Raw genomic sequence first — 26,431 nt, forward strand, 5'->3', positions numbered from 1 at the left:
CCGATAGCCTCGTTAACCAAAGTTCGGCACTATGTTCGCTTTTTGGATATTGGTGAAAGCCAACACTTCGTCCTTACCATCTACCGTCAGAGTGATCATGTCGCCCTGCACGGCTTTGATTACGCCTTTGAACTTGCGGCGGTTGTTTGTTGCCATCCGAAGCGAAACCGCCGCCTCTTGGCCAACGTATTTTTCGAACTGGGCAACCTTGAACAGGGGACGATCCAGACCCGGGGAGGACACCTCGAGGTAATACTCCTCGGTGATGGGATCCTCGACGTCCATGATGGCGCCAACCTGATGGCTGACTTCTGCACAGTTCTCGACGCTCACGCCATGCTCGCCGTCGATGTAGACGCGCAAGGTGGAGTGTTTACCCGCACGGATAAACTCGATACCCCACAGTTCAAAACCCAAGGCAACGACAGGAGCCTCGAGCAGATCGGTCAAACGTTGTTCCAACGTAGCCAAAGTCACCCTCCGAAAAACAAAAAAAGGGCATAAAGCCCAGATAGAAATAGATTCAGAGTAAATTGCACATAACAAAAAGCCCCGATGTCAAATCGGGGCTTTGCGCTTTACCCTGATTGTCGCCTCGCAGCGACCGCCTTCCTGAGCGTAGGAAATGCGTGAAATTTGGTTGCGGGGGCCGGATTTGAACCGACGACCTTCGGGTTATGAGCCCGACGAGCTACCATGCTGCTCCACCCCGCGTCCGAAATCGTGCGAGATTATAGCCACTTCACTCTCGTCACACAAGACTGACTGGCTATAACACACCTGGTCACCCAGGCTTACTGCTTAATTGGTGCCGTGGGCGGGACTCGAACCCGCACACCCTAGAGCACTACCCCCTCAAGATAGCGTGTCTACCAATTCCACCACCACGGCAAAACTCTTACTCGGGAACGTCAGTGTCTTTTTTTACTGGCGCTTTGCTCTGCTCAACCTGTTGGGTCTGTTGCAGATTTTCCCATTCACTACCCTGTTTGACCTTGTTGCTGGACATAGAGCCAAGCACCAGGCTAATCAAAAAGAACAGAGTAGCCAAAATCGCTGTTGTGCGGGTCAGGAAACTGCCTGAACCACCGGAGCCGAATACGGTATTCGATGCCCCTGCGCCGAAGGAGGCGCCCATGTCAGCCCCTTTACCTTGCTGAATCATCACCAGACCAATCAGAGCCAGTGATACCAGCAGATAAACGACCAAAAGAATCTCGTACATTTAACTTGCACCCTTTGCCGCTTCAACAATTCCCAAAAACGTCTGGTCATCGAGACTTGCTCCACCAATCAGGCCGCCGTCAACGTCGGGCTGGGCAAACAACTCTCTCGCATTGGCCGGTGTCACGCTCCCACCATAGATGATTCTGACTTTCTCACCTATGACCGGAGTATCCTCCGCCAAGCGACCACGTATAAAGGAATGAACCTCTTGTGCCTGCTCGGGTGTGGCGCATTTACCTGTACCTACAGCCCAAATCGGCTCGTAGGCGATGATAGCATTATCGAAAGCCATCGCGCCATTTTTCTCTATGACGATATCCAGCTCTTCGGCAATCACCTCGAAGGTTCTTCTTGCCTGCCTTGCCGCACCCGACTCGCCCAAACAGAGGATTGGAACAAGCCCTGCCGACCTGGCCGCCGCAAACTTCTCTGCGACGATAAAACTGGTCTCACCAAAGAGACGCCTGCGCTCGGAGTGCCCTACCAACACGTATCGACACCCTGCCTCGACCAGCATCTGACACGAGATTTCACCCGTGTAAGCGCCCTGTCTGTGCTGGCTCACATTCTGAGCCCCCAACTTCATCACCCTCTGCTCATCGAGCAGAGCGGCCGTGAAGTCGAGATGCACATGAGATGGACACAAGACCACGTCTACCTGTTCATCAACGCCTTTCAGGCATTGGCCGGCAAACTGCTCTAACTGCGACCTACTACCGTGTAACTTCCAGTTGGCTGCTACAAACGGCTTGCGATGTCCCATCGGCAACTCCCTTGCGAAAGCGGGGCTGATAATATCCAGAGGATTGTCAGCTGACAAGCGCTATTTTTAAATTTTTGAATCGTTTGAACAAGATACAACCAGGGCGGCTAAAAAGCCGCCCCATTTGTTCATTAAAACGCCGATTCAACCTGTTGTGCAATGCGTTGTGCCATATCGCGCACCTGTTGCTCGTGCTCCCCCTCCACCATCACGCGGATCAGGGGTTCAGTGCCGGACTTGCGCAGCAGCACACGGCCACGACCGGCCAGCTCCTGTTCCACCCTGGCCACTTCCTGCTGTACGGCGTCAGCCGCCAGCGGGTCCTTGCCTTCGGCAAAGCGCACGTTGACCAGCACCTGCGGGAACTTGTTCATACCGGAGCGCAGCTTGGCCAGCGGCATCTCCGCGGTACAGATGGCGGTCAGCACCTGCAGGGCGGCGACGATGCCATCCCCGGTGGTGGTCTGATCCAGGCAGATGATGTGACCGGAGTTCTCGCCACCGATGCGCCAGCCCTTCTCGTTCATCATCTCCAGCACATAGCGGTCACCCACCTTGGCGCGGGCGAACGGAATGCCCAGGGTCTGCAACGCCAGCTCCAGCCCCATGTTGGCCATCAGGGTGCCGACAACACCGCCCTTGAGGCGGCCGTTACGCAGGGCATCGCGGGCGATGATGTAGAGGATCTCGTCACCGTCGATGATGTAGCCGGTATGATCCACCATCACCAGGCGATCGCCATCGCCGTCGAAGGCAACGCCGAGATCAGCCTTGCACTCCAGTACCTTGGCGGCCAGTGCCTCCGGGGCGGTTGAGCCGACGCCGTCATTGATGTTGAGACCATCCGGGCTGCAGCCGATGGCGATCACCTCGGCCCCCAGCTCGCGGAAAACGGAAGGCGCGATGTGATAGGTGGCACCATGGCCGCAATCCACCACCATTTTCAGCCCTTCCAGACTCAGATTGGAGGGGAAGGTGCTCTTGCAGAATTCGATGTAACGACCGGCGGCATCGTCGATACGCAGCGCCTTGCCAAGCTCGGCGGACTCCACGCACTTCAGTTCGTGATCCAGCTCGGCTTCGATGGCCAGCTCGACCTCGTCAGGCAACTTGGTGCCATCGGCGGAGAAAAACTTGATGCCGTTGTCGTAATAGGGGTTATGGGAAGCACTGATGACGATGCCTGCCTCGGCACGGAAGGTGCGGGTCAGGTAGGCAACGGCCGGGGTGGGCATGGGGCCCATCAGGATGGCCTTGAGACCGGCGGCGGAAAGACCCGCTTCCAGCGCCGACTCCAGCATGTAGCCGGAGATGCGGGTATCCTTGCCGATCAGCACCTTGCGAGTACCCTTCTTGGAGAGCACCTTGCCCGCGGCCCAGCCCAGTTTCATCACGAAATCCGGAGTGATCGGGTATTCACCCACCTTGCCGCGTACACCGTCGGTGCCAAAATACTTTCTTGCCATTGTCTGTTCTCGTTTTTTTATTTGGATATGAAATCTTGTCCCGTCATGACCATCCAGCCGGTGCGCAGAGCATCCATGGTCGCTCGCACGTCGTGCACCCGGATGATCCGGGCACCACGCTGCATCCCGATAAGGGCACAGGCCAGGCTGCCGGCCAGCCGTTCATCAACCGGGCGACCGAGCAGGTTGCCTATCATAGACTTTCGCGACATCCCGACCAAGAGCGGCAGCTGGTAATCGAGCAATGACTCCTGCTGTGCCAGCAGCTGATAGTTGTGCGCAAGGGTCTTGCCAAAACCATAGCCAGGATCCAGCAGCAGCTGTTCACGAGCGATGCCGGCCGTCAAACAGGCGGCGATCCGCTCATCAAAGAAGGCTCTCACCTCCCCCAACAGATCATCGTAATGGGGCTCGGCCTGCATGGTTCTCGGTTGCCCCTGCATGTGCATCAGACACACGGGGACGTCGGCAGCGGCCGCCGCAGCCAGTGCACCAGGTTCGAGCAGGGCTCGTACGTCGTTGATAAGATGGGCCCCCACCGCGCAGCCCTCCCGCATGACCGCCGCCTTGGATGTGTCGAGGGAGATCATCACGTCGAGCTCACGTACCATGTGCTCCACCACGGGAAGGACCCTGTCCAGCTCCTCTTGTTCGCTCACGTCGGGAGCGCCGGGACGGGTCGATTCACCACCGATGTCGATGAGGGTTGCCCCCTCCGCCACCATCTGGCGCGCATGGGTCATCGCCCGCTCCAGCTGGTTGAAATGGCCGCCGTCGGAGAAGGAGTCCGGCGTCACGTTGAGGATCCCCATGACGTGGGGACGTTCGAGGGAGAGGCTGAGCCCCTTGCTGATTAGCTGCATCTTCACTTCCATGGACATAAAGAAAAACCCCGGGGCCAGCCCGGGGTTTGTATCATCACGACTTATTTGGCAGGCAGGTCGTTGGCCTTGTCGATATCGACATCGGCAACCTGTTCCGCCTCGGTCACGGTCGGCTTGGGCTCGGGTGCCACAGTCGCACCACCCTGCGGGGTATCGCCGTGCTCGTCATGCCAGTTGCTGGGAGCACGCACTTCGCGACGAGCCATCAGATCATCGATCTGCTTGGCATCGATGGTTTCGTACTTCATCAGCGCATCTTTCATGCTGTGCAGCACGTCCATGTTGTCCAGCAGGATCTGCTTGGCACGGTCGTAGTTGCGGTCGATCACCTGCTTGACCTCGGCATCGATAATGCGGGCGGTGTCATCGGACATGTGCTTGGCCTTGGCCATGCTGCGACCGAGGAACACCTCGCCATCTTCTTCCGCATAGAGCATGGGACCGAGACGCTCGGACATACCCCACTGGGTCACCATCTTGCGGGCGATGTCGGTGGCACGCTCGATGTCGTTGGATGCACCGGTCGATACCTTCTCGGCACCGTAAATCAGCTCTTCCGCCAGACGGCCACCGTACAGGCTGGAGATCATGGACTCCAGATGCTGCTTGGAGTGGCTCCAGCGATCCTGTTCCGGCAGGTACATGGTCACACCCAGCGCACGGCCGCGCGGAATGATGGAGACCTTGTAGACAGGGTCATGATCCGGTACCACGCGACCAATGATGGCGTGACCCGCTTCATGATAAGCCGTCATCTCCTTCTCGGACTCTTTCATCACCATGGAGCGACGTTCTGCGCCCATCATGATCTTGTCCTTCGCCTTCTCGAACTCGGCCATGGACACCACACGGCGGCTCTCGCGCGCAGAGAACAGAGCGGCTTCGTTGACCAAGTTGGCCAGATCGGCACCGGAGAAACCAGGAGTACCGCGGGCAATCAGCGCCGGGTTGACGTCATCCGCCAACGGCACCTTGCGCATATGCACCTTGAGGATCTGCTCGCGGCCACGCACATCCGGCAGACCGACCACGACCTGACGGTCGAAACGGCCCGGACGCAGCAAGGCAGGATCCAATACGTCAGGACGGTTGGTAGCGGCGATGACGATGATGCCTTCATTGCCCTCAAAGCCGTCCATCTCGACCAGCATCTGGTTCAGGGTCTGCTCACGCTCGTCATGACCACCGCCCAGACCGGCGCCACGCTGGCGACCGACGGCGTCGATCTCATCGATGAAGATGATGCAGGGGGAGGATTTCTTGGCCTGCTCGAACATGTCGCGTACCCGGGAGGCACCCACACCCACGAACATCTCGACGAAATCGGAACCCGAAATGGTGAAGAAAGGCACCTTGGCCTCACCCGCAATGGCCTTGGCCAGCAGGGTCTTACCGGTACCGGGAGGACCTACCAGCAGTACGCCGGTCGGGATCTTGCCGCCCAGTTTCTGGAATTTGCTCGGGTCGCGCAGATAGTCGACCAGCTCCTTGACCTCTTCCTTGGCCTCATCGCAACCGGCTACGTCGGCGAAAGTGGTCTTGATCTGATCTTCACTCATCAGGCGAGCCTTGCTCTTGCCAAACGACATGGCACCTTTGCCACCGCCGCCCTGCATCTGACGCATGAAGAAGACCCAGACACCGATCAGCAACAGCATCGGGAACCAGGAGATAAAGATAGAGGTGATCAGAGACGGCTCTTCCGGCTTCTCGCCCATTACTTTGACATTGTGATTGAGCATGTCGTTGAGCAGCTGGGGATCCGGCGCCGGGATGATGGTGGTGAAGCGTTCACCGGTGCGCTTGACGCCATTAATGACCTTGCCATCCATCCGTACTTCACGGATCTGCTCTTGGGTCACTTCTTTAACGAAGCTGGAATAGTCCAGCTGGCGACTGGTGGTATCGCTGGGGCTGAAGCTATTGAACACCGACATCAACACGACGGCGATGACCAGCCACAGGATTAGGTTTTTCGCCATGTCACTCAAATCAGTAACCTCGCAGACTGACAGTTAACGATGAAGGTTAGGGTACTACAGTTTAAAACCGGTAGCCACAATGTAGACTTCTCGTGAACGGGCACGAGACGAGTCTGGTTTACGAATCTTGACAGCAGAGAAAAGCTTACGGATTTCATTGAGATAGATGTCAAACCCCTCCCCCTGGAATACCTTGACCACGAAACTGCCGTTGGAACGCAGGACCTGATTGCACATGTCCAGCGCCAGTTCGACCAGATACATGGAACGGGCCTGATCCACCTGCTGGGTACCGCTCATGTTGGGTGCCATGTCGGACATGACAACGTCAACCTTGTCCGGACCAACCCGTTCAAGCAGTGCACCCAGTACAGTTTCCTCCCGAAAGTCTCCCTGCAGGAAATCGACACCGGCGATGGAATCCATCGGCAGAATATCGCAGGCGATCACCCGGCCCTTGTCACCGACCTGATCGATGGCAAACTGGGACCATCCACCGGGGGCCGCCCCCAGGTCCACCACCGTCATGCCGGGCTTGAGCAGTTTGTCCTTGCCCTGGATTTCGTCGATCTTGAACACGGCACGGGAACGCAGCCCCAACTTCTGGGCTTTCTTGACGTATTGATCGTCAAAATGCTCTTTTAACCAGCGGGTTGAACTGGGGGAATGTTTTTTCTGGGTCATGATTGTCGACTTTAAAAAACCACAAGGGTTATTAGTATTAAGGGCTAAGTGGGGGTAGAATACGCCCCTTTCAACCCTGACTTATGAAGAAATTGCCATGATTCTCAACAATAAACAGAAACAGTACCTCAAGGGCCTTGCCCACAGTCTGAAGCCGGTCGTCCTGCTGGGACAACACGGTCTGACCGAAGGTGTGCTGGCCGAGATCGATCTGGCGCTCAACCACCACGAGCTGATCAAGGTTAAGGTTGCGTCTGAAGATCGTGAGATGAAACAGCTGGTTATGGATGCCATCGTCCGTGAAACCGGCGCGGTGAAAGTACAGAGCATCGGCCACGTGCTGACCATCTACCGTCAGGCCAACGAGCCGAAAATCCAACTGCCCCGCAAGTAACAGGAAAGAGCATCGCTCTTTCCTCTCATTTTCTCTCTTCCCAAGTCGCTTGCCAAAGTAGTCGCCAGGCCCTTAACCTGCGATGAATACTCGTGGAAACCCGCTATGGATCACCATCAGATTCTCACCGAAGATGAACTGGCCATGCTACGGGACTTGGGAAACGATCAGGAGACGGCCGCCGGGCAACCCCTGAGCGGTTATCTCGCCACTCCCCTGCTTGGCCTGTTGCAACGCGCCGACCAGCTGGTGCTAGAAGCCCGCTTCGCCGGACACCAGCTCCGTTTCCCACTGCGTTTTACTCAGGGCGATGACGGCTTCGTCGAACCACGCATCGCCGCCCCCGTCATCAAGGAGCTGGGTTACCCTCATCCGCGCACCTGGCGGCTGGATGAACAGGCCCGCTTCCAGATGGGAGAAGAGGACTACCTGGTGCACAGCCTGTCGCTGGACGGGCTGGTGGTGGAAGGCTTGCCGGCGGAGCTGGCCATGGATACCACGCTGGCAGGCACCCTGCTGATCGAAGGTCTCCCTCCTCTGCCCCTCAGCGCAGAGCCGGTCAGGCGGATCCACCGTCGCAACGGCATACAGGGCTGGGCACTGCACTTCCAGATGGCCAGAGAGGATCTTGAACAACTGCGCGGATGGATGTTTCAGCGCCATCAGGACGCCTTCACCCAGGCTTATCAGCCCCGCTGAATACAAACAGGGGAGCCGGGCTCCCCTGTTGCTGGCTGGTCGCTACCTCAGAGGTAGGCGACTTCCAGGATCTCGTACTCCACGTCGCCGGACGGTGTCTTGACGATGGCGACATCGTCCACTTCCTTGCCGATCAGGGCGCGGGCAATGGGCGAATTCACGGAGATCATGTTCTGCTTGATGTCCGCCTCGTCGTCACCCACGATGCGGTAGACCACCTCTTCTTCCGTCTCGCTCTTGAGCAGCGTCACGGTCGCCCCGAAGATGATGCGACCATTGTTGGTCATCTTGGTGACGTCGATCACCTGGGCGTTGGAGAGCTTGCTCTCAATTTCCTGGATACGGCCTTCACAGAAGCCTTGCTGCTCACGGGCAGCATGATATTCGGCGTTTTCTTTCAGATCACCATGTTCACGGGCATCTGCAATCGCTTCGATAATCTGCGGACGAAGCTCGGTCTTGAGATATTCGAGCTCTTCACGCAGCTTTTCAGCGCCGCGAACAGTCATCGGAGTATGATTCATAGTCGAAACCTGGGTTGCTTGAAAAGAGAAGCTGCGGCTATCAGAGAGAGCCGCAGCTGTCGGTTCGGATGAGGCATCTTAATATGAAGCCGGCACAAAATCCATGTCGGTCCCTGCGAGGCAGATCGCGCTTTGGCATCACAATTGTCTGTGACTATTTCTGCTCCTGGGCACTGATCGGCGCAGATACGGTCGGCTTGCCCTGCATGATGGAGATCTCCACCCGCCGGTTCATGCGCCGGTTTTCCGGTGTCGTGTTGGGCACCAGCGGCTGAGTATCCGCCATGCCCTGCACCACCAGCCGGCTGCCATCAAAACCGGGCACCTTAATCATCTGGTGGGCCACTGCCACCGCCCGCTGGGAGGAGAGATCCCAGTTGGACTGGAACAGCTCATCCTCGGTGGCCACATTGTCGGTATGGCCGGAGATGGTGATCTCGCCGGGGACATCCTTGAGCAAGGCGGCGACCTTGCGCACCACAGGCCAGAACTGGGGCTGCAGGAAGGCAGAGCCCGCCGGGAAGGCGGCTTTCTCGCGGATCCGGATGATGATCTGCTGGCCCAGCGCCTCGATCTCGATCGCCCCATCCTGGATCTGCGCCTTCATCTGATCCGCCAGCGCCTTGGCCAGCGCATTGGACTGCTCCTGTTGCTGTTTCTGCGCCTCCTGCTGGGTATCGCCCCCCACCAGCTTGTCTTCGCTCTTGTCATGACCACCAGCCTTGTCGGCGTCACCGGGCTGGAATTCCAGCTCGGTCTGGGTCATGTCGATGGTCTGCTGCATGATGGTATCGATGGGCGTTGGTTCCGGGCGACCCGGTCTGAACTCCTGGGCAATGACGGAGGTTCCCTTGGGGATGTCCTTCACCTCGAGAATGTTCTGCACCCCGAACGCCTTCTCCATGGAGCCGGCAATCTGCTTGAACTTCTGCACATCCATCTCGGCAAACGAGAGCAGCAGCACGAAGAAGCACATCAAGAGCGACATCAGATCGGCGAAAGTCCCCATGTAACCGGGCAGCCCGGGGGGCGGACATTTGCAATCAGACATACAGCCCCCTATTCATCGCCATTGTTGCGTTTCGACTGGTTGAGGTAGTTCTGCAACATGGACTGGATCACCCGAGGGTTCTGGCCATCCTGGATGCCCATGATGGCGTCCAGCACCAGGCAGCGACTCAGCTTCTCCTCACCGCTGCGCAGCTCCAGCTTGTCGGCGATGGGGATGGCAAGCATGTTGGCCTCGATGGCGCCGTACAGGGTGGTGAGCAAGGCTACCGCCATGGCCGGACCGATGGATTTGGGGTCGCTCATATTGGCCAGCATGGCCACCAGCCCGACCAGGGTACCGATCATCCCCATGGCCGGCCCCAGATCCCCCAGCGAGCGAAACACCTTGATGGCGATGACATGGCGCTCGGCGGTGAGCTCTATGTCTTTTTCCATCACGGCACGGATGACGTCGGCGTCGTGACCGTCCACCAGCATGTCGATGCCCTTTTTCATGAAGGGGTTGGGCACCTCGGCCGCTTCCAGCGCCAGAAAACCGCCCTTGCGGGCCGCATCGGCCAGCTCGACTGCCTTGACGATCAGATCGTCAAGCTTGTCTCCCTTGTACATGAATGCCTTGCCGGCCACCTTGAACGCCATCAGGAACTGGCCGATGTTGAACTTCATCATGGCGATAAAGATGGAGCCTAACACCGTGATGCAGATTGAAGGAACGTCAATGTACATCCCCACAGGGCCACCCAGCAGCATGCCATAGATGACCACCCCAAATCCCAGCACTATGCCAATCAGACTACCTAGATCCACATCCCTACTCCTGTCAGCTGAAATTTGTTGTATCTGTAGTTTGTTGAATTTTCTGCTATTGGCTCACCAGCGGCAAGGGCCGCTACCATTTTCCCCTTTGGAAGATGGCTTATTATCGGCCACTTTTCCGAGAGTTTAAGCCGATGGCATTTTTCTGCCTCCCCCCTGCCCGCCGTCGATGTTAAGATAAGCCGTTTTTTTCAATCCCCGAGGATGGACATGGCCAGTAAAAAAATCGACCGCCTGAGTTTTGATGCCACTCTGGAAGAGCTGGAAACCATAGTTCATCAACTGGAACAGGGCTCCCTGCCGCTGGAAGAGGCCCTCAAGCAGTTCGAACAGGGCATTCACCTGGTGCGTGCCGGCCAGCAGAAGCTGGAGCAGGCCGAGCAGAAGATCCAGATCCTGCTGACTCAGGCCGATGGCAGCGAGCACGCAGTTCCCTTCCAGCCAGAGCAAGGAGAGGAGTGAGTGACGCTGGACGATTTTTCCCGCCTGCACCGGCAACGTATTGACGACTGTCTATCTGCACAACTTGAATCCTTGCCACCCATGGCCCCCCGCCTGCGCGATGCCATGCGCTATGGTCTGCTGCTGGGTGGCAAACGGGTACGCCCCTTTCTGGTCTACGCCGTCGGCGAGATGCTGGGAGTAAAGCGCGAGCTGCTGGACGGCCCCGCCGCCGCGGTGGAGTGCATCCACGCCTACTCCCTGCTGCACGACGATCTGCCCGCCATGGATGACGACGATCTGCGTCGCGGCCAACCGACGGTGCACAAGGCGTTTGATGAAGGCACCGCCATTTTGGCCGGTGACGCCCTGCAGACCCTGGCCTTCTCCATTCTGGCCGATCACCCGATGCCGGATTCACTGCTGGCCAACCGGGTGCGGATGCTGAGCCGGCTGGCGCGCGCCTCCGGTTATCTCGGCATGTGCGGTGGCCAGGCGCTGGATCTGCAGGCGGAGGGGCGTCAGATCACCCTGGCCGAGCTGGAGCAGGTACACCGCCACAAGACCGGGGCTCTCATCGAGTGCGCCGTGGCGCTCGGCGCCCTGTGCAAGGCCGACGTGGATGAAACTACCCTGAGCGCGCTGCAAACCTATGCCGCCGCCATCGGTCTCGCCTTCCAGGTGCAGGATGACATCCTCGACATCACGGGTGACACCGCCACCCTCGGCAAGCGACAGGGTTCCGATCTGGCGCTGGAAAAGAGTACCTATCCGGCACTGCTTGGGCTCGACAATGCCCGTGAGCTGGCTCGCGAACTGCATGGTAAAGCCTTAACAGCCTTGCAATCTTTGCCCTACAATACCGACATTCTGGAAGCGTTTGCCGATTACATCATCGAGCGAACCCACTAAACGCTGGATAACAGTAACAATATGAGCGTTGATATAAGCAATTTCCCCAACCTGGCCCTCGCGGATACGCCGGTCGAGTTGCGATCCCTGCCCTTCGAGCGACTGCCTGTGCTGTGCAACGAACTGCGTGAATATCTGCTGCGTTCGGTGAGTCGCTCCAGTGGTCATCTTGCCTCCGGGCTCGGCACCGTCGAACTGACGGTGGCGCTGCACTACGTCTACAACACCCCGTTCGATCGGCTGGTGTGGGACGTGGGCCACCAGGCTTATCCCCACAAGATCCTGACCGGTCGCCGCGATCGGATGCAGAGCATCCGCCAGAAAGACGGTTTGCACCCCTTCCCCTGGCGCGGCGAGAGCGAGTATGACGTGCTCTCCGTCGGTCACTCCAGCACCTCCATCGGTGCGGCGCTCGGCATGGCCGTGGCGGCCGAGAGCGAAGGGCTGGGGCGCAAGGTGGTGGCGGTGATCGGCGATGGCGCCATCACCGCCGGCATGGCGTTCGAGGCGCTCAATCACGCCGGCGATGTTCACAAGGACATGCTGGTGGTGCTCAACGACAACGAGATGTCCATCTCCGAGAATGTCGGGGCACTGAACAACCACCTGGCCCGCATCATGTCCGGCAAGCTCTACACCACCATCCGCGAGGGTGGCAAGAAGGTGCTGGCCGGCCTGCCGCCGGTCAAGGAGCTGGCCAAGCGGGCCGAGGAACACCTCAAGGGAATGGTGGTGCCCGGCACCCTGTTCGAGGAGTTCGGCTTCAACTACATAGGTCCCATCGACGGCCACGACATCGAGGCTCTGGTCGAGACCCTGCGCAACATGCGCAATCTCAAGGGGCCGCAGCTGCTGCACGTCAAGACCAAGAAGGGCAAGGGCTACGAGCCCGCCGAGAAGGACCCCATCGGTTATCACGGCGTGCCCAAGTTCAATCCGGACGAGTGCACCCTGCCCAAGGCGAGTGGCGGCAAGCCGAGCTTCTCCGCCATCTTCGGCCAGTGGCTGTGCGACATGGCAGCCAAGGATGAGCGGCTGGTCGGCATCACCCCGGCCATGCGCGAAGGCTCCGGCCTGGTGAAGTTCAGCCAGCAGTATCCGGATCGCTACTTCGACGTGGCCATCGCCGAGCAGCACGCGGTCACCTTCGCCGCCGGTCTCGCCATCGCCGACCAGAAGCCGGTGGTCGCCATCTACTCGAGCTTCCTGCAGCGGGCCTACGACCAGCTGATCCACGATGTGGCGCTGCAAGAGCTGCCGGTGCTGTTCGCCATCGACCGAGCCGGTCTGGTGGGGGCTGACGGCCCGACCCATCAGGGGGCATTCGATATCAGCTTCCTGCGCACCGTGCCCAACATGGTGATCATGACCCCGTCCGACGAGAACGAGTGCCGTCAGATGCTCTACACCGGCTACCAGTGCAACGGGCCGGCGGCGGTACGCTACCCCCGCGGCAGCGGCACCGGCATCCAGGTGGAGAGCGAGATGCAGGCGCTGGCGCTCGGCAAGGGGCGGATTGTGCGTCAGGGCAAGGGCACCGCCATCCTGGCGTTCGGCACCCTGCTGCAACAGGCCAAAGCGGCTGCCGAGGCGCTCGACGCCACCCTGGTGGACATGCGTTTCGTCAAGCCGATGGACGAGGCCCTGGTGCTCTCCCTAGCCGCGACCCACGATCAGTTCGTCACCCTCGAGGACAACGCCATCATGGGTGGCGCGGGCTCTGCGGTGAACGAGCTGCTGATGCGCAGCAAACAGTGCAAGCCGGTGCTCAACCTCGGCCTGCCGGATCGCTTCGTGGAGCAGGGTACCCAGGAGGAGATCTACGCTCTGCTGGGGCTCGATGGCGCCGGCATCCAGCGCAGCATCGAGCAGTGGCTGCAGGCTTGATCCCTCAGCACACATAGCAAAAGGGCGCCGTTATGGCGCCCTTTTCGTTTGTCTGTCTCGTTTGTTTATCTGTGACCATCAGCCCTTGTAGAGCTTGGGATTGAACACATCCCGCAGCCAGTCACCCAACAGGTTGATGACCAGCACCAGCACCACCAGGCAGATGCCCGGGAAGGCGGTGATCCACCAGGAGCCGGAGAAGATGTAGTTGAAGCCTACGCTGATGAGCGAGCCCAGCGACGGCTGATCCACCGGCATCCCCAACCCCAGGAAGGAGAGCGCCGCCTCGCTCATGATGGCGTTGGCCACCTGCACCGTGGAGATGACCAGGATCGGCGACAGGCAGTTGGGCAGAATGTGGCGGAACATGATCCGCGGGGCACGAAAGCCCATCACCTTGGCCGCTTCCACATACTCCTTTTTCTTCTCCGCCAGCACCGAGGCGCGCACGGTTCGGGCGTACTGCGGCCACTCGGCGATACCGATGATCACCACCAGCATCAGGATGGCGAACTTCGAGTAGAACTCGGAGCCAAAGGTAGCCTGGAAGATGGCGGAGATGATGATCGCCACCATCATGGTGGAAAACGACAGCTGCACATCGGCAAAGCGCATCAGCAGGCTGTCGATGCGGCCACCGAAGTAGCCGGCCAGCAGGCCGATGACGATGCCGAGCACCAGCTGCAGCCCCACCGCGAACAGACCTATGGTGAGCGAGATGCGGGCGCCATAGAGGATGGTGCTCCAGATGTCGCGACCCTGGTTGTCGGTACCGAGCCAGAAACGCTCCTCACCCCCTGCCAGCCAGGAGGGCGGCAGTTCGGCATCCATCAGATCGAAGCTGGTCTGGTCATAGACGTTGTACGGGGCGAGCCAAGGCGCCAGCATGGCGGCCAGCACGAATACCACGAACACCGCAAAGCTGAACATGGCTACCTTGTCCCGCAGGAAGTAGTAGACGATGTCGGAATTTTTGAATCGAGCCCAACGGCTTGGGCTTGCAGTTACTGCATTGCTCATGTGCTTACCCCTTAGCGGTCAAGTTGACGGTCGGGTTGATCAACCCGTAGAGCAGGTCGACCAGGGTATTGGTCACCACGAAAATGAGCCCGACGAAGATGACGTAGGCGGTGATGAGGGGCGTATCGACCCGGTGGATCGCCTCGAGGAACAAAAAGCCGGTCCCCGGCCACTGGAACACGCTCTCGGTCAGTATGGTGTAAGCCACCATGGTACCGATCTGCACACCACCGACGGTAATGACCGGCAGCATGGTGTTCTTCAGGGCGTGCTGGTAATAGACCTTGTTGTTGTCCAGTCCCTTGGCGCGGGCAAACTTGACGTACTCGGAGGAGAGCTGCTCCAGCATCTCGGAGCGCACCAGCCGGATGAACAGCGGCAGCATGATGGAGGAGAGCGCCACCGCCGGCAGGATCAGATGCTTGATGCCGTCCCAGGTGAAGAAGCCCGACTCCCAGCCCAGCAAGTTGTAGGTTTCGCCGCGGCCATAGGCCGGCAGCCAGCCCAGCTGGATGGAGAAGAGGTACATCAGCATGATGGCGGTCAGGAACACCGGGATCGAGATGCCGATGCTGCTCCCCGCCATGATGATCTTGGTCGGTATGCTGTGCGGGCGGATCGCCGAGTAGACCCCAAGCGGAATGGAGACCACCACGATGATCAGCGCAGCGCCAAACACCAGCTCAAGAGTAGCCACCAGCTTGTCGAGGATAACCTCGAGAGCGGGTCGCTTGAAGAAGTAGGAAGTGCCCAGATCCCCGTGTACCGCGTTCTTCAAGAAGCGGCTGTATTTGACGAGGAAAGGATCGTTGAGGCCCATCTTCTCGCGCAATTCGTGGCGCTGGGCTTCGGAGACGGATTGTCCCACCAGCTCGCGCAGCGGATCCCCCAGGTTGTCCTGGATGGAGAAGGCGACCAGGCTGATGACGAACATCACTATCACGGCCTGATAGAACCGTTTCAGCAGGAATGTAAACATGCTTGTCCTTCTACGTGGCCTGTGTCATGGCACAGGCTTCTGTTAGCAGGCGGGGTGGCCGGCTGACCACCCCGCCCCGTCCTTCCTTGCGACTTGCGCTTACTTGCCGACCACCAGGTCACCCAGGTAAGGGAAGTTCATTACGTTGACCACCGGCTTGATGTCGGCGTTCTTCTTGGCGCCGTAGGCCAGATCTTCCCAGTGCAGCGGCACGTAGGCGGCGTCGTCGATCAGCATGGCTTCGACCTTCTTCAGCATCTCGGCGCGCTTGGCCGGGTCGGTCTCGGCGTTGGCCTGCTCGACCAGCTTGTCAGCCTCGGCGTTGGCATAGCCGGCACAGTTGTACTGGCCCATGCCGGTCTTAGCATCCTTGGTGAAGGTCAGGAACTCGAAGAAGTTCGCGGTATCTTCGGTGTCGGAGTGCCAGCCGATCAGCTGCATGTCCGCGGCGCACTTGTCAAACTCCGGCCAGTACTGGGCCACCGGCATGGTCTTCAGATCAACCTTGATGTTGATCTTGGCCAGCATGGCGGAGACGGCCTGGGCAATCTTGACGTCGTTGACGTAGCGGGCAGCCGGGGAGATGAAGCTCATCTTGAAGCCCTTCTCGTAGCCGGCTTCCTTCATCAGCTCCTTGGCCTTGGCCAGGTCATACTGGGGCTTGAGCGCCTCGTTGTGACCGGCATAGCCTTTCGGGCTCAGCTGGCCGGCGGGGGTGCCAAAGCCCTTGTTGATCTTCTCGACGATACCCACCTGGTTGATGGCGTAGTTGATCGCCTGACGCACGCGCTTGTCTTTCAGCGCCGGGTTGGTGTTCTGGTTCAGCTCGATGATGATGGCGCGGGTACCGGACAGAGTCACCAGCTGGGTGTCCTTGCCATTCTTCACGCGCTCCAGATCGTTCGGCGCAACCGGATAGATCATGTCCACGTCGCCACCCAGCAGGGCCGCCACGCGGGTGGCGTCTTCCTTGATGGGCACCACGGTCAGGTTGTCAACGTTGCCCTTGGAGGCCTTGTCCCAATAGTTGGCGTTGCGCACGTACTCCAGCTTCACGCCCTGCTCGCGGAACTTGACGCTGAACGGGCCGGTACCGGAGACGTGGGTGGAGGCGTAGGAGTCGCCGTTCTTGACGATCTCGCCCTTGTCCTTGCCCGCCTCTGTCTTGCCGGTATAGAACTTGGAGTCCATCGGGAAGATATAGGTCACGGTCTGCAGCACCAGCGGGAATGGCTTGGCGGTGACGAGATCCACTGTGTACTCATCGACCTTCTTCACTTCGGCGATGGGGTCGAAGATGGCCTTGAAGTCGACGGAGGACTTCAGACGGTTGACGGTCCACACCACGTCGTCGGCGGTGAAGTCGTTGCCAGAGTGGAACTTGACGCCCTTGCGCAGGAAGAAGCGGACGGTCTTGTCGTCGATGCGCTCATACTTCTCGGCCAGGCGCGGCTCGAACTGCAGGTCCTGGGTGTAACGCATCAGCGGATCGAACACCAGGTGGGACATCTCCAGGGTCTGACCGGAGAGCTGCTCCTGCGGGTCCAGCGAGGTGGCGTCAGAGGCGACACCGACCTTGATGTCGACAGCGGAGACGTTAAAGGCGAAACCAGCGGCAAACAGCGCCAGTGCAATCTTGGACAATCCTTTTTTCATTGTTTTCTCCATGCTTTTGGCTTTTTTATTGACATAGATACCGGCGAGCCGGTGCTTTCCTAGCTTGCGATTTCCAGCCCCTCGCGGGACATTCCCTTGAACTCCGGCATGAGGGAGATCAGCTTGCGGCTGTACTCATGCTCGGCATTGGTAAACAGTTTCTCGGTCTCGGCCACCTCCACTAGGTGACCGTGCTGCATCACCCCAATGCGATCGCACATCTGGCGGATGACTGGCAGATCGTGGCTGATGAACAGCATGGTGAGGCCAAGCTCCTGCTGCAGATCCTTGAGCAGGTTCAGGATCTGGGCCTGCACCGACACATCCAGCGCCGAGGTGGGCTCGTCGCAGATGAGGAAACGGGGCCGGGTCGCCAGGGCCCGGGCGATGGAGATGCGCTGACGCTGGCCACCGGAAAACTCGTGGGGGTACTTGACCCCGGCGCCGCGGCCGAGCCCCACGTGATCCAGCAGATCCCCCACTATGCCGGCGATCTGGCTCTCGCTGCCCGCCAGCTTGTGGAAGCGGATCGGCTCGGCAATGATGTCGCGCACCTTCATGCGCGGGTTCATCGACGAGTAGGGGTTCTGGAACACCATCTGCATCTGGCGACGCAGCGGGCGACGCTCATGCTCGCCCTTGAGGGCGGTGAGATCGATCCCCTCGAAGAAGATCTTGCCGGTATCGGGCGGATAGAGGCCGGTGATGGCGCGGGCGATGGTCGACTTGCCGGAGCCAGACTCCCCCACCAAGCCGAAGGTCTCACCTTCGAAGATCTCGAAGCTGATATTGTTGCAGGCCCGTACATACTGGCGGCGGCTCGGGAAGAAGGAGTCCTTGGTGACGAACTTCAGATCCACGTTTTCCACCCGCAACAGCGCCCCTTCATAGGCGCGTTCGTCCTGGCTCTGACCGAGCCAGTGGGTCTTGAGATCGATGCTGGTATCCGCCGCACCGGCATCCTCGATATAGGAGACCAGCGGGAAGCGCACCAGCTTCACATCCGAGCGGGGCACCGCCGAGATGAGGCTGCGGGTGTAAGGGTGGTTGGGGCGACCCAGCACCTGTTCGGTGGTGCCGAACTCCACCAGATCGCCGCGATACATGACCGCCACCTTGTCGGTGACGTTGGAGACCACGCCCATGTCGTGGGTCACCAGCATGCAGCCCACCTGCCGCTCCTTGCAGAGGGTGCGGATGAGCTGGAGGATCTGATCCTGGATGGAGACGTCCAGCGCCGTGGTCGGTTCGTCGGCGATGATGAGCTCGGGATCGCCGGAGAGGGCGATGGCGATGACCACCCGCTGGCGCATGCCGCCGGAGAACTGGTGCGGATACTGCTTGATGCGCAGCTCCGGGCTCGGGATCCCGACCGCCTTCATCAACTCGAGCGCCTTGGCAAAGGCCGCCTCACGTGACAGGTCGGTGTTGGCGAGGATGGTTTCAACCAGCTGATGTTCGACGGTGAACAGCGGGTTGAGGGAGGTCATGGGGTCCTGAAAGATGAAACCGATGCGCGAGCCGCGAATGGCCCGCATCTCGTTCTGGCTCTTGCCGGAGATGAGCTCGCCATTGAGGTAGATATCGCCACGGGCGATGCGACCCGGCGGGCTCAGGAGATCGATGACGGCGTTGCCGATGGTGGACTTGCCGGCGCCGGATTCACCCACGACACCGACTATCTCCCCTTTTTCGATGGAAAAAGAGAGATCCTTCACTGCGGCCAGTACCCCGTAGCGGGAGGGATACTCGATCCGCAAGTTTTTCACTTCGAGCAAGGACATGGTTACCTCTGCGGGGGACATCCGTCCCAAATAATTCGTCCGTAAATCGGCCGCAGATGCCGGTCGTGCCTTGGCGTGATCGTGAGTGTTTGATATGACGACTAAACGCTCAATCCATGAGACAACGAAACCAGCGATCCGGGCGGGTTTTTTGCATTTTTTTGGAATAACCCGCGAGTAACTTAGACGGTTTGACGGCGAGTGTAAATGATCGGGTTATACAATTTCGCAATACTTTGCTCAGTTAGCAGCCAGCTCTACAGTCATAAATGATGACTGCAATCACATATCCAGACTTTATGACCACATAAATGATGATCTAGTGCTTTTACTTTCAACAAGGGTGTAACAGGCGGGAATATTCACTATTGACACAATAGTCTCAAGCCTCGAATGAGTAGTGAATATTTATGTGAAATGATTTTTTAACGGCAGCATATGCCGATGAATGAAAACTAAACAGAGATAAATAGGGGGATGCCAGCGCTGCATTCCCCCTCGTAATCCCCGTCACCCCAGCCAGTATGCCAGCGATTGCATACAAAACAGGGCGAACAGGGCGGCGATGAGATCGTCGAGCATGATGCCGAAGCCACCGTGGATACGGCGGTCGAACCAGGAGATGGGCCAGGGCTTGAGCACGTCGAACAGGCGAAACAGCACGAAGCCGGCCAGTATCCACTCCCAACCGGCCGGCGCCGCTATCATGGTGACGCCAAAGCCGATTACCTCGTCCCAGACGATGGCCCCGTGATCCGGCATGCCGATGGCATCGGTGGCGCTCTGGCAGATGCGGATGCCCGCCACGAAACCCGCCACCAGCAGGGCGATGAACCAGAAGGTTGGCAAGCCGCTCACCAGCAGATAGAGGGGGATGGCGGCCAGCGTCCCCATGGTGCCGGGCGCCTTGGGCGAGAGGCCGGAGCCAAACCCCACCGCCAGGAAGTGAAGCGGGTTCCTGAGGTTCAACCGCTTCAGCTCGGGCTTTATCATGAACCAGCTCATGCGAAGTGATCCCACCCTTTCAGCGTCAGCTCGACCGGCTGCTCGCCGTGCAGATAGTCGATGCCGGGCTCACCGGCCAGGATCCGGCCGATGCGGGTGAACTTGACGCCGCAGTTGGCCAGCGCCGTATCCAGCGCGCCGCGATGCTCCTCCGGCACGGTGAAGCAGAGCTCGTAGTCATCGCCACCGGCCAGCGCCAGCTGCCAGGCATCCTGCTCGCTCACCGCATCCTGCAGCACGGGTGAGAGCGGCAGCAGACCGAGATCGATCTGGGCCCGCACGCCGGACGCCTTGAGCACGTGGCCGAGATCCGAGGCCAGGCCGTCGGAGAGATCCAGCGCGCTGCTGGCCAGTCCGCGCAGGGCCTGACCGGCCAGAATGCGGGGATGGGGGTGATCGAGGCGCGGCAGCACGGCCGCCAGCTGGTTCTCGTTGAGGGTGCGCTTGGCCAGCAGGTGGGAGAGCGCCAGCGCGGCATCGCCCAGGGTGCCGGTCACATAGACACCGTCGCCGGCCTTGGCACCACTGCGCAGCAGGGCACGGCCGGCCGGCACCGAGCCCTTGACCGATACCGTGATGGAGAGGGGGCCGCGGGTCATGTCCCCGCCCACCAGCGCCACGTTGTAGTATTCGGCAAGCTCGAGGAAACCTTCCGCAAAACCGGCCACCCAGGCTTCGTTGATGGTGGGCAGGGTCAGCGCCAGCGACACCCAGCGCGGCTCGGCGCCCATGGCGGCCAGATCGGAGAGATTGACCGCCAGCGCCTTGTAGCCGAGGTCTACCGGATCCATGTCGGGAAAGAAGTGTACGCCGCTCACCAGGGTATCCGTGCTCACCGCCAGCTGGGTGTCGGGGGGCAGGGTCAGCAGGGCGCAGTCGTCTCCAGGGCCCATCACCACGTCCTTGCGGGCGTGGGGGACCTTGAAGTACTTATCAATCAGCTCAAATTCACCCATACAGTAAAAAGCCAGCGATTAAGCTGGCTCCTCTATTAGATGCTGTTGCGGCTCTTGCTGCGAGACCGTGTTCAAGGCTGGTCGCTGCCGGGCTCTTCATGTATTGCCATACACGTCGGCCTGGCGCTGCGCTTCACCTTGCTGACGACGGCTCGCGACAGAGCATCGATCAGCATGGAATGCTGATGAACAGGGATCAGCGCTTGTCCAGCGACTTGATCACCTTGTCCAGTACACCGTTGACAAACTTGTGGCTGTCATCGGCAGCAAAGGCTTTGGCCAGCTCGATCGCTTCGTTGATCACCACGCGCGGCGGCACATCATCACGACGGGTCAGCTCATAGGTCGCCAGACGCAGGATCGCCTTGTCCACCATGTCCACTTCTTCCAGCGGACGGGAGAGGAAAGGTGCGAAGACCTTGTCCAGCTCGTTGCAGTGGAGGGCTACCCCGAACAGCAGATCGCGGAAGTAGTTCAGATCCACACCCTTGGTGTCCTGATCGATCTTGAACTGCTCTTCGATGTCGCCCACGTTGGCCTTGGTCATCTGCCACTGGTAGATGGCCTGGGTGGCGCAATGGCGGGCCTTGCGGCGCTCAGACGGTTTCAATGCATTTCTCCTCGTTACACGTCCAGTTCTTTCAGGACGTTGATCATTTCGAGCGCTGCCAGTGCAGCCTCTGCACCCTTGTTACCCGCCTTGGTACCTGCACGCTCGATGGCTTGTTCAATGTTTTCAGTGGTCAGTACGCCGAAGGCAACCGGAATTTCATATTCCATCATTACCTGGGCCATGCCCTTGCTGTTCTCGTTGGCGACCAGATCGAAGTGGTAGGTGCCGCCACGGATGACGGTGCCGACTGCCACGATGGCGTCATAGTTGCCGCTCTTGGCCAGTTTCTTGATGACCAGCGGCATTTCAACCGCGCCCGGCACTTTCACCAGGGTCAGGTTGCTGTCCTGTACCTGGCCTTGACGCTTCAGTACGTCCAGTGCACCACTCACCAGGCTGTCGTTGATGAAACTGTTGAAACGAGCAACGACAATCGCAACGCGCGCTTCAGGAGCGGCGATATTTCCTTCGATAACCTTCATTGGAAATCCTGTATCTGTGAAAGCAAAAGGGCCGGAGTCAAAAGTGCGCACATTCTAGCACAACAGACCCACGACAAAAAACCATGGCCGCAACGGGCGGCCATGAGGATGATTTCAGCCGTATGCGGCGCTTACTCGCCGACGTACTCCACCACTTCCAGGCCGAAGCCGCCGAGAGCGTGATACTTCTTCGGCGAGCTCAGCAGGCGCATCTTGCCCACCCCCAGCGCCTTGAGGATCTGGGAGCCGACGCCGACCCGGCGCGAGGTACCCTGCCACTTGGCTCCTTCCGGCGCCAGCCCCTTGTCGGCGGCCTCGAAGCCCTTGACCCTGGCCAGCAGCTCGGCACCGTGGGCTTCCGCCCCCAGGATCACCAGCACCCCGCCCTCGTCGGCGATGCGGGCCATGGATTTGGGCAGCGGCCAGCTGCGGGCGGCGTGGCGGTCGGTCTGCAGCAGATCGCTCAGCACGTCGTGCAGATGGACCCGCACCAGGGTTGGCTGGTCGGCACTCACCTCGCCTTTTTTGAGGGCGAAGTGCACCTGGTTGTCGATGGTGTCGCGGAAGGTGATGAGGTCGAACTCGCCATATTCGGTGGGCAGCTTGCACTCGGCCACCTTCTCGACTGTGGTCTCATGCTGGTTGCGGTATTCGATGAGATCCGCAATGGTGCCAAGCTTGATGCCGTGCTGCTCGGCGAAGATCTCGAGATCAGGGCGGCGCGCCATGGTGCCATCCTCGTTCAAGATCTCGACGATGACGGAAGCGGCCTCGTAACCGGCCAGCCGGGCCAGGTCACAACCCGCCTCGGTGTGGCCGGCGCGAGTCAGCACGCCGCCATCCTGGGCCATCAGCGGGAAAATGTGGCCGGGTTGCACCAGATCGGAAGCCTTGGCATCGGGCGCCACTGCCGCCTGCACGGTGACGGCCCGGTCGGCGGCGGAGATGCCGGTGGTCACCCCTTCGGCCGCTTCGATGGTCACGGTGAAGGCGGTCGAGAACTGGGCGTTGTTGCGGTCGACCATCAGCGGCAGCGCCAGCTGCTTGCAGCGATCCCGGGTCAGGGTCAGACAGATGAGCCCCCGGCCGTAACGGGCCATGAAGTTGATATCTTCCGGGCGGACACAGGAGGCGGCCATGATGAGGTCCCCTTCGTTCTCCCTGTCTTCGTCATCCATCAGGATCACCATCTTGCCAGCCTTGATATCGGCAATGATTTCCTGGGTCGTGCTCAGCGCCATGGGCTACTCCATCAACATGCTTCGGGGATTGAGCCAGTCGGCTCGACGTGATACTGCCTATTGTGCTCTAGATGGGGCACGCGGGGCCCCATTTCAATCGGAGCGGGATCACAGAAAAGCGTTTTTCCCGCCGAGGTTCCGTCACAGGAAACCGGAGCGGGCCAGCTTCTCCAGGGTCAGGGTGGAAGCACTGCTCTCCTGGCGCTGACCCGTCATCAGCCGCTCCAGATAGCGGGCTATCTGATCCACCTCGAGATTGACGCTCCTGCCCGGCTTCCAGCCGGCTATGGTGGTCTCCTGGGCGGTGTGGGGCACGATTGTCAGCCGGAACAGATCCCCCTGCACGGCGTTGACGGTAAGGCTGATGCCGTCCACCGCGATGGATCCCTTCTCGGCGATGTAGCGGGAGAGCTCCGTCGGCGCCTTGATCCAGTACTCGATGGCACGGCCGCTGCTGGAGACGCTCTTGACCTCCCCCACCCCGTCCACGTGGCCGGAGACCAGGTGACCGCCGAGGCGGGAGGTGGGCATCAGCGCCTTCTCGAGGTTGACCCGATCGCCCACCTTGGCGGCAGAAAAACCGGTGCGGGAGAGGGTTTCCAGCGAGACGTCGGCGGTGTAGCGCTTGTCGCCCAAGGCGATCACGGTAAGACAGACGCCGTTGGTGGCGATGGAGTCGCCCAGTTTGACGTCGCCAAAATCCAGGGTGGGCGCGTGCACGGTGAGGGCCATGTCTTCGCCCTGGCGACGCAGCTCGGCCAGGGTTCCCACCGCTTCGATAATTCCGGTAAACATGCAGATCACCTTGCTGATGACGGGGGCGACAATGCCCCCTTTAACATTGATAAATCAGGCTATTTTGGCGGTAATACGAATATCCTGGCCAACCATGCGCACATCCTTGATGTTGAGCTTGGGTGCCTGGAACAGCCGGGTCAGCGCCGGCAGGTGGAACAGCCCGCGCCCCTCGTCCCCCATCAGTTTGGGCGCCTGATAGAGCACCAGCTCGTCCACCAACCCCTTGTCCAGCAGGGCGCCGCACAGGCGGGGCCCCGCCTCCACCAGTACCGAGTTGACGTTTTGTTTCGCCAGCAGCATGAACAGGCTGACCAGATCCAGCTTGCCATCCAGCAGCGGCACCTCCAGCTGCTGTACCCAGGCTGGCCAGTCGCCGTCCGCCTTGTGGCGGGCCAGCAGCACCGGGCTCTCGCTTTGGAACAGGGGCAGATCCGGGGTCAGCCGGTTCTGTGAGTCGACGATGACCCGCAGCGGCTGGCGCAGGGTCTCTTTGGGATAGACAGCCTTGACCGAGGGGGGCAGCTCGTCCCAGCGCACGGTGAGGGAGGCGTTGTCCACCAGCACGGTTTCGGCGCTGGAGAGCACCGCATCGTGGCGGGCCCGCAGTCGCTGTACGTCGCGGCGCGCCTCCGGGGAGGTGATCCACTGGCTCTCGCCGCTCGCCATGGCGGTGCGGCCATCCAGGCTGGCGCCGAGCTTGACCGTCACCTGCGGGAAGGCGGTACGCATCCGCTTGAAAAAGCCCGGGTTGAGCGCCTCGGCTTCGCTTGCCAGCAGACCGAAATCGGTCTTGATGCCCGCCTCGGAGAGCATGCGCAGGCCGCGCCCCCCTACCTGAGGGTTGGGGTCTACCATGGCGGCCACCACCCGGCTCACACCGGCCTTGATCAGCGCCTCGGCGCAGGGCGGGGTGCGACCGTGGTGGGAACAGGGCTCCAGGGTCACGTAGGCGGTGGCGCCGCGGGCCTCTTCACCGGCCGCGTGCAAGGCATAGACCTCGGCATGGGGCTCGCCGGCCCGCTGATGCCAGCCCTCTCCCACCACCACGCCAGCCTTCACCAGCACGGCACCGACACAGGGGTTGGGGGCCGTGGTGTAACGGCCGCGGCGGGCCAGTTCGAGGGCCCGGCTCATCCATTGGTAATCGTCTTGACTAAACATCTGGGCTCCTCTGACAGCACATCCAGGCTTACGCAATATCGTAGGTTCGATTAGCGCAGCGTAATCGAACGCGGCAACCTGGTTTGGAAGAAAGACTCACTTCTCCAGCTTGGCGATCTCTTCACCAAACTCACGAATGTCTTCAAAGCTGCGATAGACGGAGGCAAAGCGGATATAGGCCACCTTGTCGAGCCCCTTGAGCTCGTCCATCACCAGGTTGCCCACCAGCTCGGAGGCCACTTCGCGCTCGCCGGTGGCCCGCAGGCGGGATTTGATGTGGTTGACCGCCTTCTCGATGGCCTCCATGCTCACCGGCCGCTTCTCCAGTGCCCGCAGGATGCCGGCACGCAGCTTGTCTTCGTTGAAAGGCTCGCGCGAGCCGTTGGACTTGATGACGCGGGGCATGACCAGCTCGGCCATCTCGAAGGTCGTGAAGCGCTCGTGGCATAGCAGGCATTCGCGACGGCGGCGTACCTGATGGCCTTCGGCCACCAGACGGGAATCGATCACCTTGGTATCTACCGCACTACAGAAAGGGCAATGCATCGGACCTCCGGCGTTGACGGAAAAGGGCGCCGACCACCGGGGCCGGCTCTAGGCCGGCCAGTGTAGCACGGCCATCCGGAACCGGTAAAAGCCCGTGAAAACAAGGGAAGTGACAGATGCCATCAGCAACCACGAAGTGCATCAATGGCGACATCAGGCAGCCAGAGCACAGTATTGGTGTCGCTCTCTATCAGCTCGACGATGGCGTCTCTCGGACCTTTTCTCCATGCATCCGTGGCATAGAATGCCGCCTGTGAACGGGTCAGATCGTCAAGATCAGCGTAAGCCCGCATCAAAAAATAGACGTCCGGATGGTGCAAGGAAGGGCCATTATTCACCACATCCATTCCCCACTCGCGGTGCAGCGGTAAACTCTGCTCTGCAACCAGCCTATGAAACTCTGCCCGGCTACCGGCCTTGAGCCGGTAGTTCCGGATCTCCAGCACTCTCTTCATTGAGCTATCTCCTGCCATCCGTTTCTTGAACATCAAAGCTGTTTT

Annotated in this window: 28 protein-coding genes and 2 tRNA genes; 5 read left to right on the top strand and 25 right to left on the bottom strand. The window is 59.9% G+C overall.

The features are described 5' to 3' along the window. Positions 1-12: 12 nt before the first annotated feature. The 9 genes from rimP to rlmE form a co-directional block, all read right to left on the bottom strand. Entirely contained in the window at positions 13-471 is a 459-nt protein-coding gene (gene rimP / locus I6L33_RS21080; RefSeq protein WP_005298148.1) for a ribosome maturation factor RimP, read from the bottom strand. Between the two features lie 166 nt (positions 472-637). Beyond that, positions 638-714 (bottom strand) — tRNA-Met (locus tag I6L33_RS21085). A gap of 92 nt (positions 715-806) precedes the next feature. Beyond that, a tRNA-Leu gene (locus tag I6L33_RS21090) sits at positions 807-891 on the bottom strand. A 7-nt stretch (positions 892-898) separates the two neighbouring features. Continuing rightward, positions 899-1,225, bottom strand: a complete 327-nt coding sequence (secG, locus tag I6L33_RS21095; RefSeq protein ID WP_010633113.1) for a preprotein translocase subunit SecG — start codon at positions 1,223-1,225, stop codon at positions 899-901. Beyond that, on the bottom strand, positions 1,226-1,990 hold the full coding sequence (gene tpiA / locus I6L33_RS21100) for a triose-phosphate isomerase (RefSeq protein WP_010633112.1): 765 nt from the start codon (positions 1,988-1,990) through the stop codon (positions 1,226-1,228). A gap of 131 nt (positions 1,991-2,121) precedes the next feature. Continuing rightward, the gene (gene glmM, locus I6L33_RS21105) at positions 2,122-3,456 is read right to left on the bottom strand and encodes a phosphoglucosamine mutase (RefSeq protein ID WP_005298142.1); all 1,335 of its coding nucleotides are present in this window, start codon (positions 3,454-3,456) and stop codon (positions 2,122-2,124) included. 17 nt (positions 3,457-3,473) lie between these two features. Beyond that, entirely contained in the window at positions 3,474-4,319 is an 846-nt protein-coding gene (folP, locus tag I6L33_RS21110; protein ID WP_216973290.1) for a dihydropteroate synthase, read from the bottom strand. Positions 4,320-4,381: 62 nt separating this feature from the next. Continuing rightward, on the bottom strand, positions 4,382-6,331 hold the full coding sequence (gene ftsH, locus I6L33_RS21115; protein ID WP_017765155.1) for an ATP-dependent zinc metalloprotease FtsH: 1,950 nt from the start codon (positions 6,329-6,331) through the stop codon (positions 4,382-4,384). A gap of 45 nt (positions 6,332-6,376) precedes the next feature. After that, complete coding sequence (rlmE, locus tag I6L33_RS21120; RefSeq protein ID WP_005298136.1) at positions 6,377-7,006, bottom strand: 23S rRNA (uridine(2552)-2'-O)-methyltransferase RlmE; 630 nt, start codon at positions 7,004-7,006, stop codon at positions 6,377-6,379. 97 nt (positions 7,007-7,103) lie between these two features. Between rlmE and yhbY the strand changes: the two genes are divergently transcribed. Together yhbY and I6L33_RS21130 are read left to right on the top strand one after the other, a co-directional pair. Then, positions 7,104-7,400 carry a ribosome assembly RNA-binding protein YhbY gene (yhbY, locus tag I6L33_RS21125; RefSeq protein ID WP_005298134.1) on the top strand — a complete coding sequence of 99 codons (297 nt, stop codon included), beginning with the start codon at positions 7,104-7,106 and terminating at the stop codon, positions 7,398-7,400. Positions 7,401-7,505: 105 nt separating this feature from the next. Then, a complete protein-coding gene (locus I6L33_RS21130) occupies positions 7,506-8,099 on the top strand; it encodes a hypothetical protein (protein ID WP_010633109.1) in 594 nt (197 codons plus the stop codon). A 47-nt stretch (positions 8,100-8,146) separates the two neighbouring features. Here I6L33_RS21130 and greA read toward each other — a convergent pair whose 3' ends face one another. The 3 genes from greA to pomA all read right to left on the bottom strand — a co-directional run bounded on the left by greA (position 8,147) and on the right by pomA (position 10,441). Beyond that, a complete protein-coding gene (greA, locus tag I6L33_RS21135; protein ID WP_005298120.1) occupies positions 8,147-8,623 on the bottom strand; it encodes a transcription elongation factor GreA in 477 nt (158 codons plus the stop codon). A gap of 154 nt (positions 8,624-8,777) precedes the next feature. Further along, a complete protein-coding gene (locus I6L33_RS21140) occupies positions 8,778-9,674 on the bottom strand; it encodes a flagellar motor protein MotB (protein WP_216973291.1) in 897 nt (298 codons plus the stop codon). 8 nt (positions 9,675-9,682) lie between these two features. Next, positions 9,683-10,441 carry a flagellar motor protein PomA gene (gene pomA, locus I6L33_RS21145; RefSeq protein ID WP_005298116.1) on the bottom strand — a complete coding sequence of 253 codons (759 nt, stop codon included), beginning with the start codon at positions 10,439-10,441 and terminating at the stop codon, positions 9,683-9,685. A gap of 219 nt (positions 10,442-10,660) precedes the next feature. Here pomA and xseB point away from each other — a divergent pair, with 219 nt between their 5' ends. The 3 genes from xseB to dxs are packed head-to-tail and all read left to right on the top strand — an operon-like array spanning position 10,661 to position 13,690. Beyond that, positions 10,661-10,912 (top strand): exodeoxyribonuclease VII small subunit, encoded by a 252-nt coding sequence (xseB, locus tag I6L33_RS21150; protein WP_005298113.1) that lies wholly within the window; start codon positions 10,661-10,663, stop codon positions 10,910-10,912. After that, positions 10,913-11,803: a (2E,6E)-farnesyl diphosphate synthase gene (gene ispA, locus I6L33_RS21155; RefSeq protein WP_216973292.1), complete on the top strand. Its 891-nt coding sequence runs from the start codon at positions 10,913-10,915 to the stop codon at positions 11,801-11,803. 21 nt (positions 11,804-11,824) lie between these two features. Continuing rightward, positions 11,825-13,690 carry a 1-deoxy-D-xylulose-5-phosphate synthase gene (gene dxs, locus I6L33_RS21160; protein WP_042049657.1) on the top strand — a complete coding sequence of 622 codons (1,866 nt, stop codon included), beginning with the start codon at positions 11,825-11,827 and terminating at the stop codon, positions 13,688-13,690. Positions 13,691-13,768: 78 nt separating this feature from the next. Here the strand turns inward: dxs and I6L33_RS21165 are convergent, their stop codons facing one another. From I6L33_RS21165 to I6L33_RS21225, 13 genes are all read right to left on the bottom strand, one after another. Further along, a complete protein-coding gene (locus tag I6L33_RS21165; protein ID WP_010633105.1) occupies positions 13,769-14,710 on the bottom strand; it encodes an ABC transporter permease in 942 nt (313 codons plus the stop codon). A 4-nt stretch (positions 14,711-14,714) separates the two neighbouring features. Continuing rightward, positions 14,715-15,689: an ABC transporter permease gene (locus I6L33_RS21170; protein ID WP_054545417.1), complete on the bottom strand. Its 975-nt coding sequence runs from the start codon at positions 15,687-15,689 to the stop codon at positions 14,715-14,717. Positions 15,690-15,788: 99 nt separating this feature from the next. Then, the gene (locus I6L33_RS21175; RefSeq protein WP_005298104.1) at positions 15,789-17,345 is read right to left on the bottom strand and encodes an ABC transporter substrate-binding protein; all 1,557 of its coding nucleotides are present in this window, start codon (positions 17,343-17,345) and stop codon (positions 15,789-15,791) included. 59 nt (positions 17,346-17,404) lie between these two features. Further along, complete coding sequence (locus I6L33_RS21180; protein WP_214454825.1) at positions 17,405-19,129, bottom strand: ABC transporter ATP-binding protein; 1,725 nt, start codon at positions 19,127-19,129, stop codon at positions 17,405-17,407. Positions 19,130-19,639: 510 nt separating this feature from the next. Then, complete coding sequence (locus I6L33_RS21185; RefSeq protein ID WP_216973293.1) at positions 19,640-20,134, bottom strand: phosphatidylglycerophosphatase A; 495 nt, start codon at positions 20,132-20,134, stop codon at positions 19,640-19,642. Beyond that, a complete protein-coding gene (thiL, locus tag I6L33_RS21190; RefSeq protein ID WP_201988303.1) occupies positions 20,131-21,090 on the bottom strand; it encodes a thiamine-phosphate kinase in 960 nt (319 codons plus the stop codon). The genes I6L33_RS21185 and thiL overlap by 4 nt, the downstream gene beginning before the upstream one ends. 196 nt (positions 21,091-21,286) lie before the next feature. Continuing rightward, complete coding sequence (gene nusB, locus I6L33_RS21195; protein ID WP_005298096.1) at positions 21,287-21,700, bottom strand: transcription antitermination factor NusB; 414 nt, start codon at positions 21,698-21,700, stop codon at positions 21,287-21,289. 14 nt (positions 21,701-21,714) lie between these two features. Continuing rightward, a complete protein-coding gene (gene ribE / locus I6L33_RS21200; RefSeq protein ID WP_005298094.1) occupies positions 21,715-22,185 on the bottom strand; it encodes a 6,7-dimethyl-8-ribityllumazine synthase in 471 nt (156 codons plus the stop codon). 131 nt (positions 22,186-22,316) lie between these two features. After that, entirely contained in the window at positions 22,317-23,426 is a 1,110-nt protein-coding gene (gene ribBA / locus I6L33_RS21205) for a bifunctional 3,4-dihydroxy-2-butanone-4-phosphate synthase/GTP cyclohydrolase II (protein WP_010633099.1), read from the bottom strand. Positions 23,427-23,567: 141 nt separating this feature from the next. Then, the gene (locus I6L33_RS21210; protein ID WP_005298090.1) at positions 23,568-24,221 is read right to left on the bottom strand and encodes a riboflavin synthase; all 654 of its coding nucleotides are present in this window, start codon (positions 24,219-24,221) and stop codon (positions 23,568-23,570) included. A 54-nt stretch (positions 24,222-24,275) separates the two neighbouring features. Further along, a complete protein-coding gene (gene ribD / locus I6L33_RS21215; RefSeq protein ID WP_216973294.1) occupies positions 24,276-25,385 on the bottom strand; it encodes a bifunctional diaminohydroxyphosphoribosylaminopyrimidine deaminase/5-amino-6-(5-phosphoribosylamino)uracil reductase RibD in 1,110 nt (369 codons plus the stop codon). A 96-nt stretch (positions 25,386-25,481) separates the two neighbouring features. Beyond that, on the bottom strand, positions 25,482-25,931 hold the full coding sequence (nrdR, locus tag I6L33_RS21220; RefSeq protein WP_005298086.1) for a transcriptional regulator NrdR: 450 nt from the start codon (positions 25,929-25,931) through the stop codon (positions 25,482-25,484). Positions 25,932-26,053: 122 nt separating this feature from the next. Further along, positions 26,054-26,386, bottom strand: coding sequence for an NIPSNAP family protein (locus I6L33_RS21225; RefSeq protein ID WP_024941228.1), 333 nt, complete (start codon positions 26,384-26,386; stop codon positions 26,054-26,056). Positions 26,387-26,431: the final 45 nt, after the last annotated feature.

It is taken from the genome of Aeromonas sp. FDAARGOS 1403 (genome assembly GCF_019047325.1).
Classification (GTDB): Bacteria; Pseudomonadota; Gammaproteobacteria; order Enterobacterales; family Aeromonadaceae; genus Aeromonas; species Aeromonas dhakensis.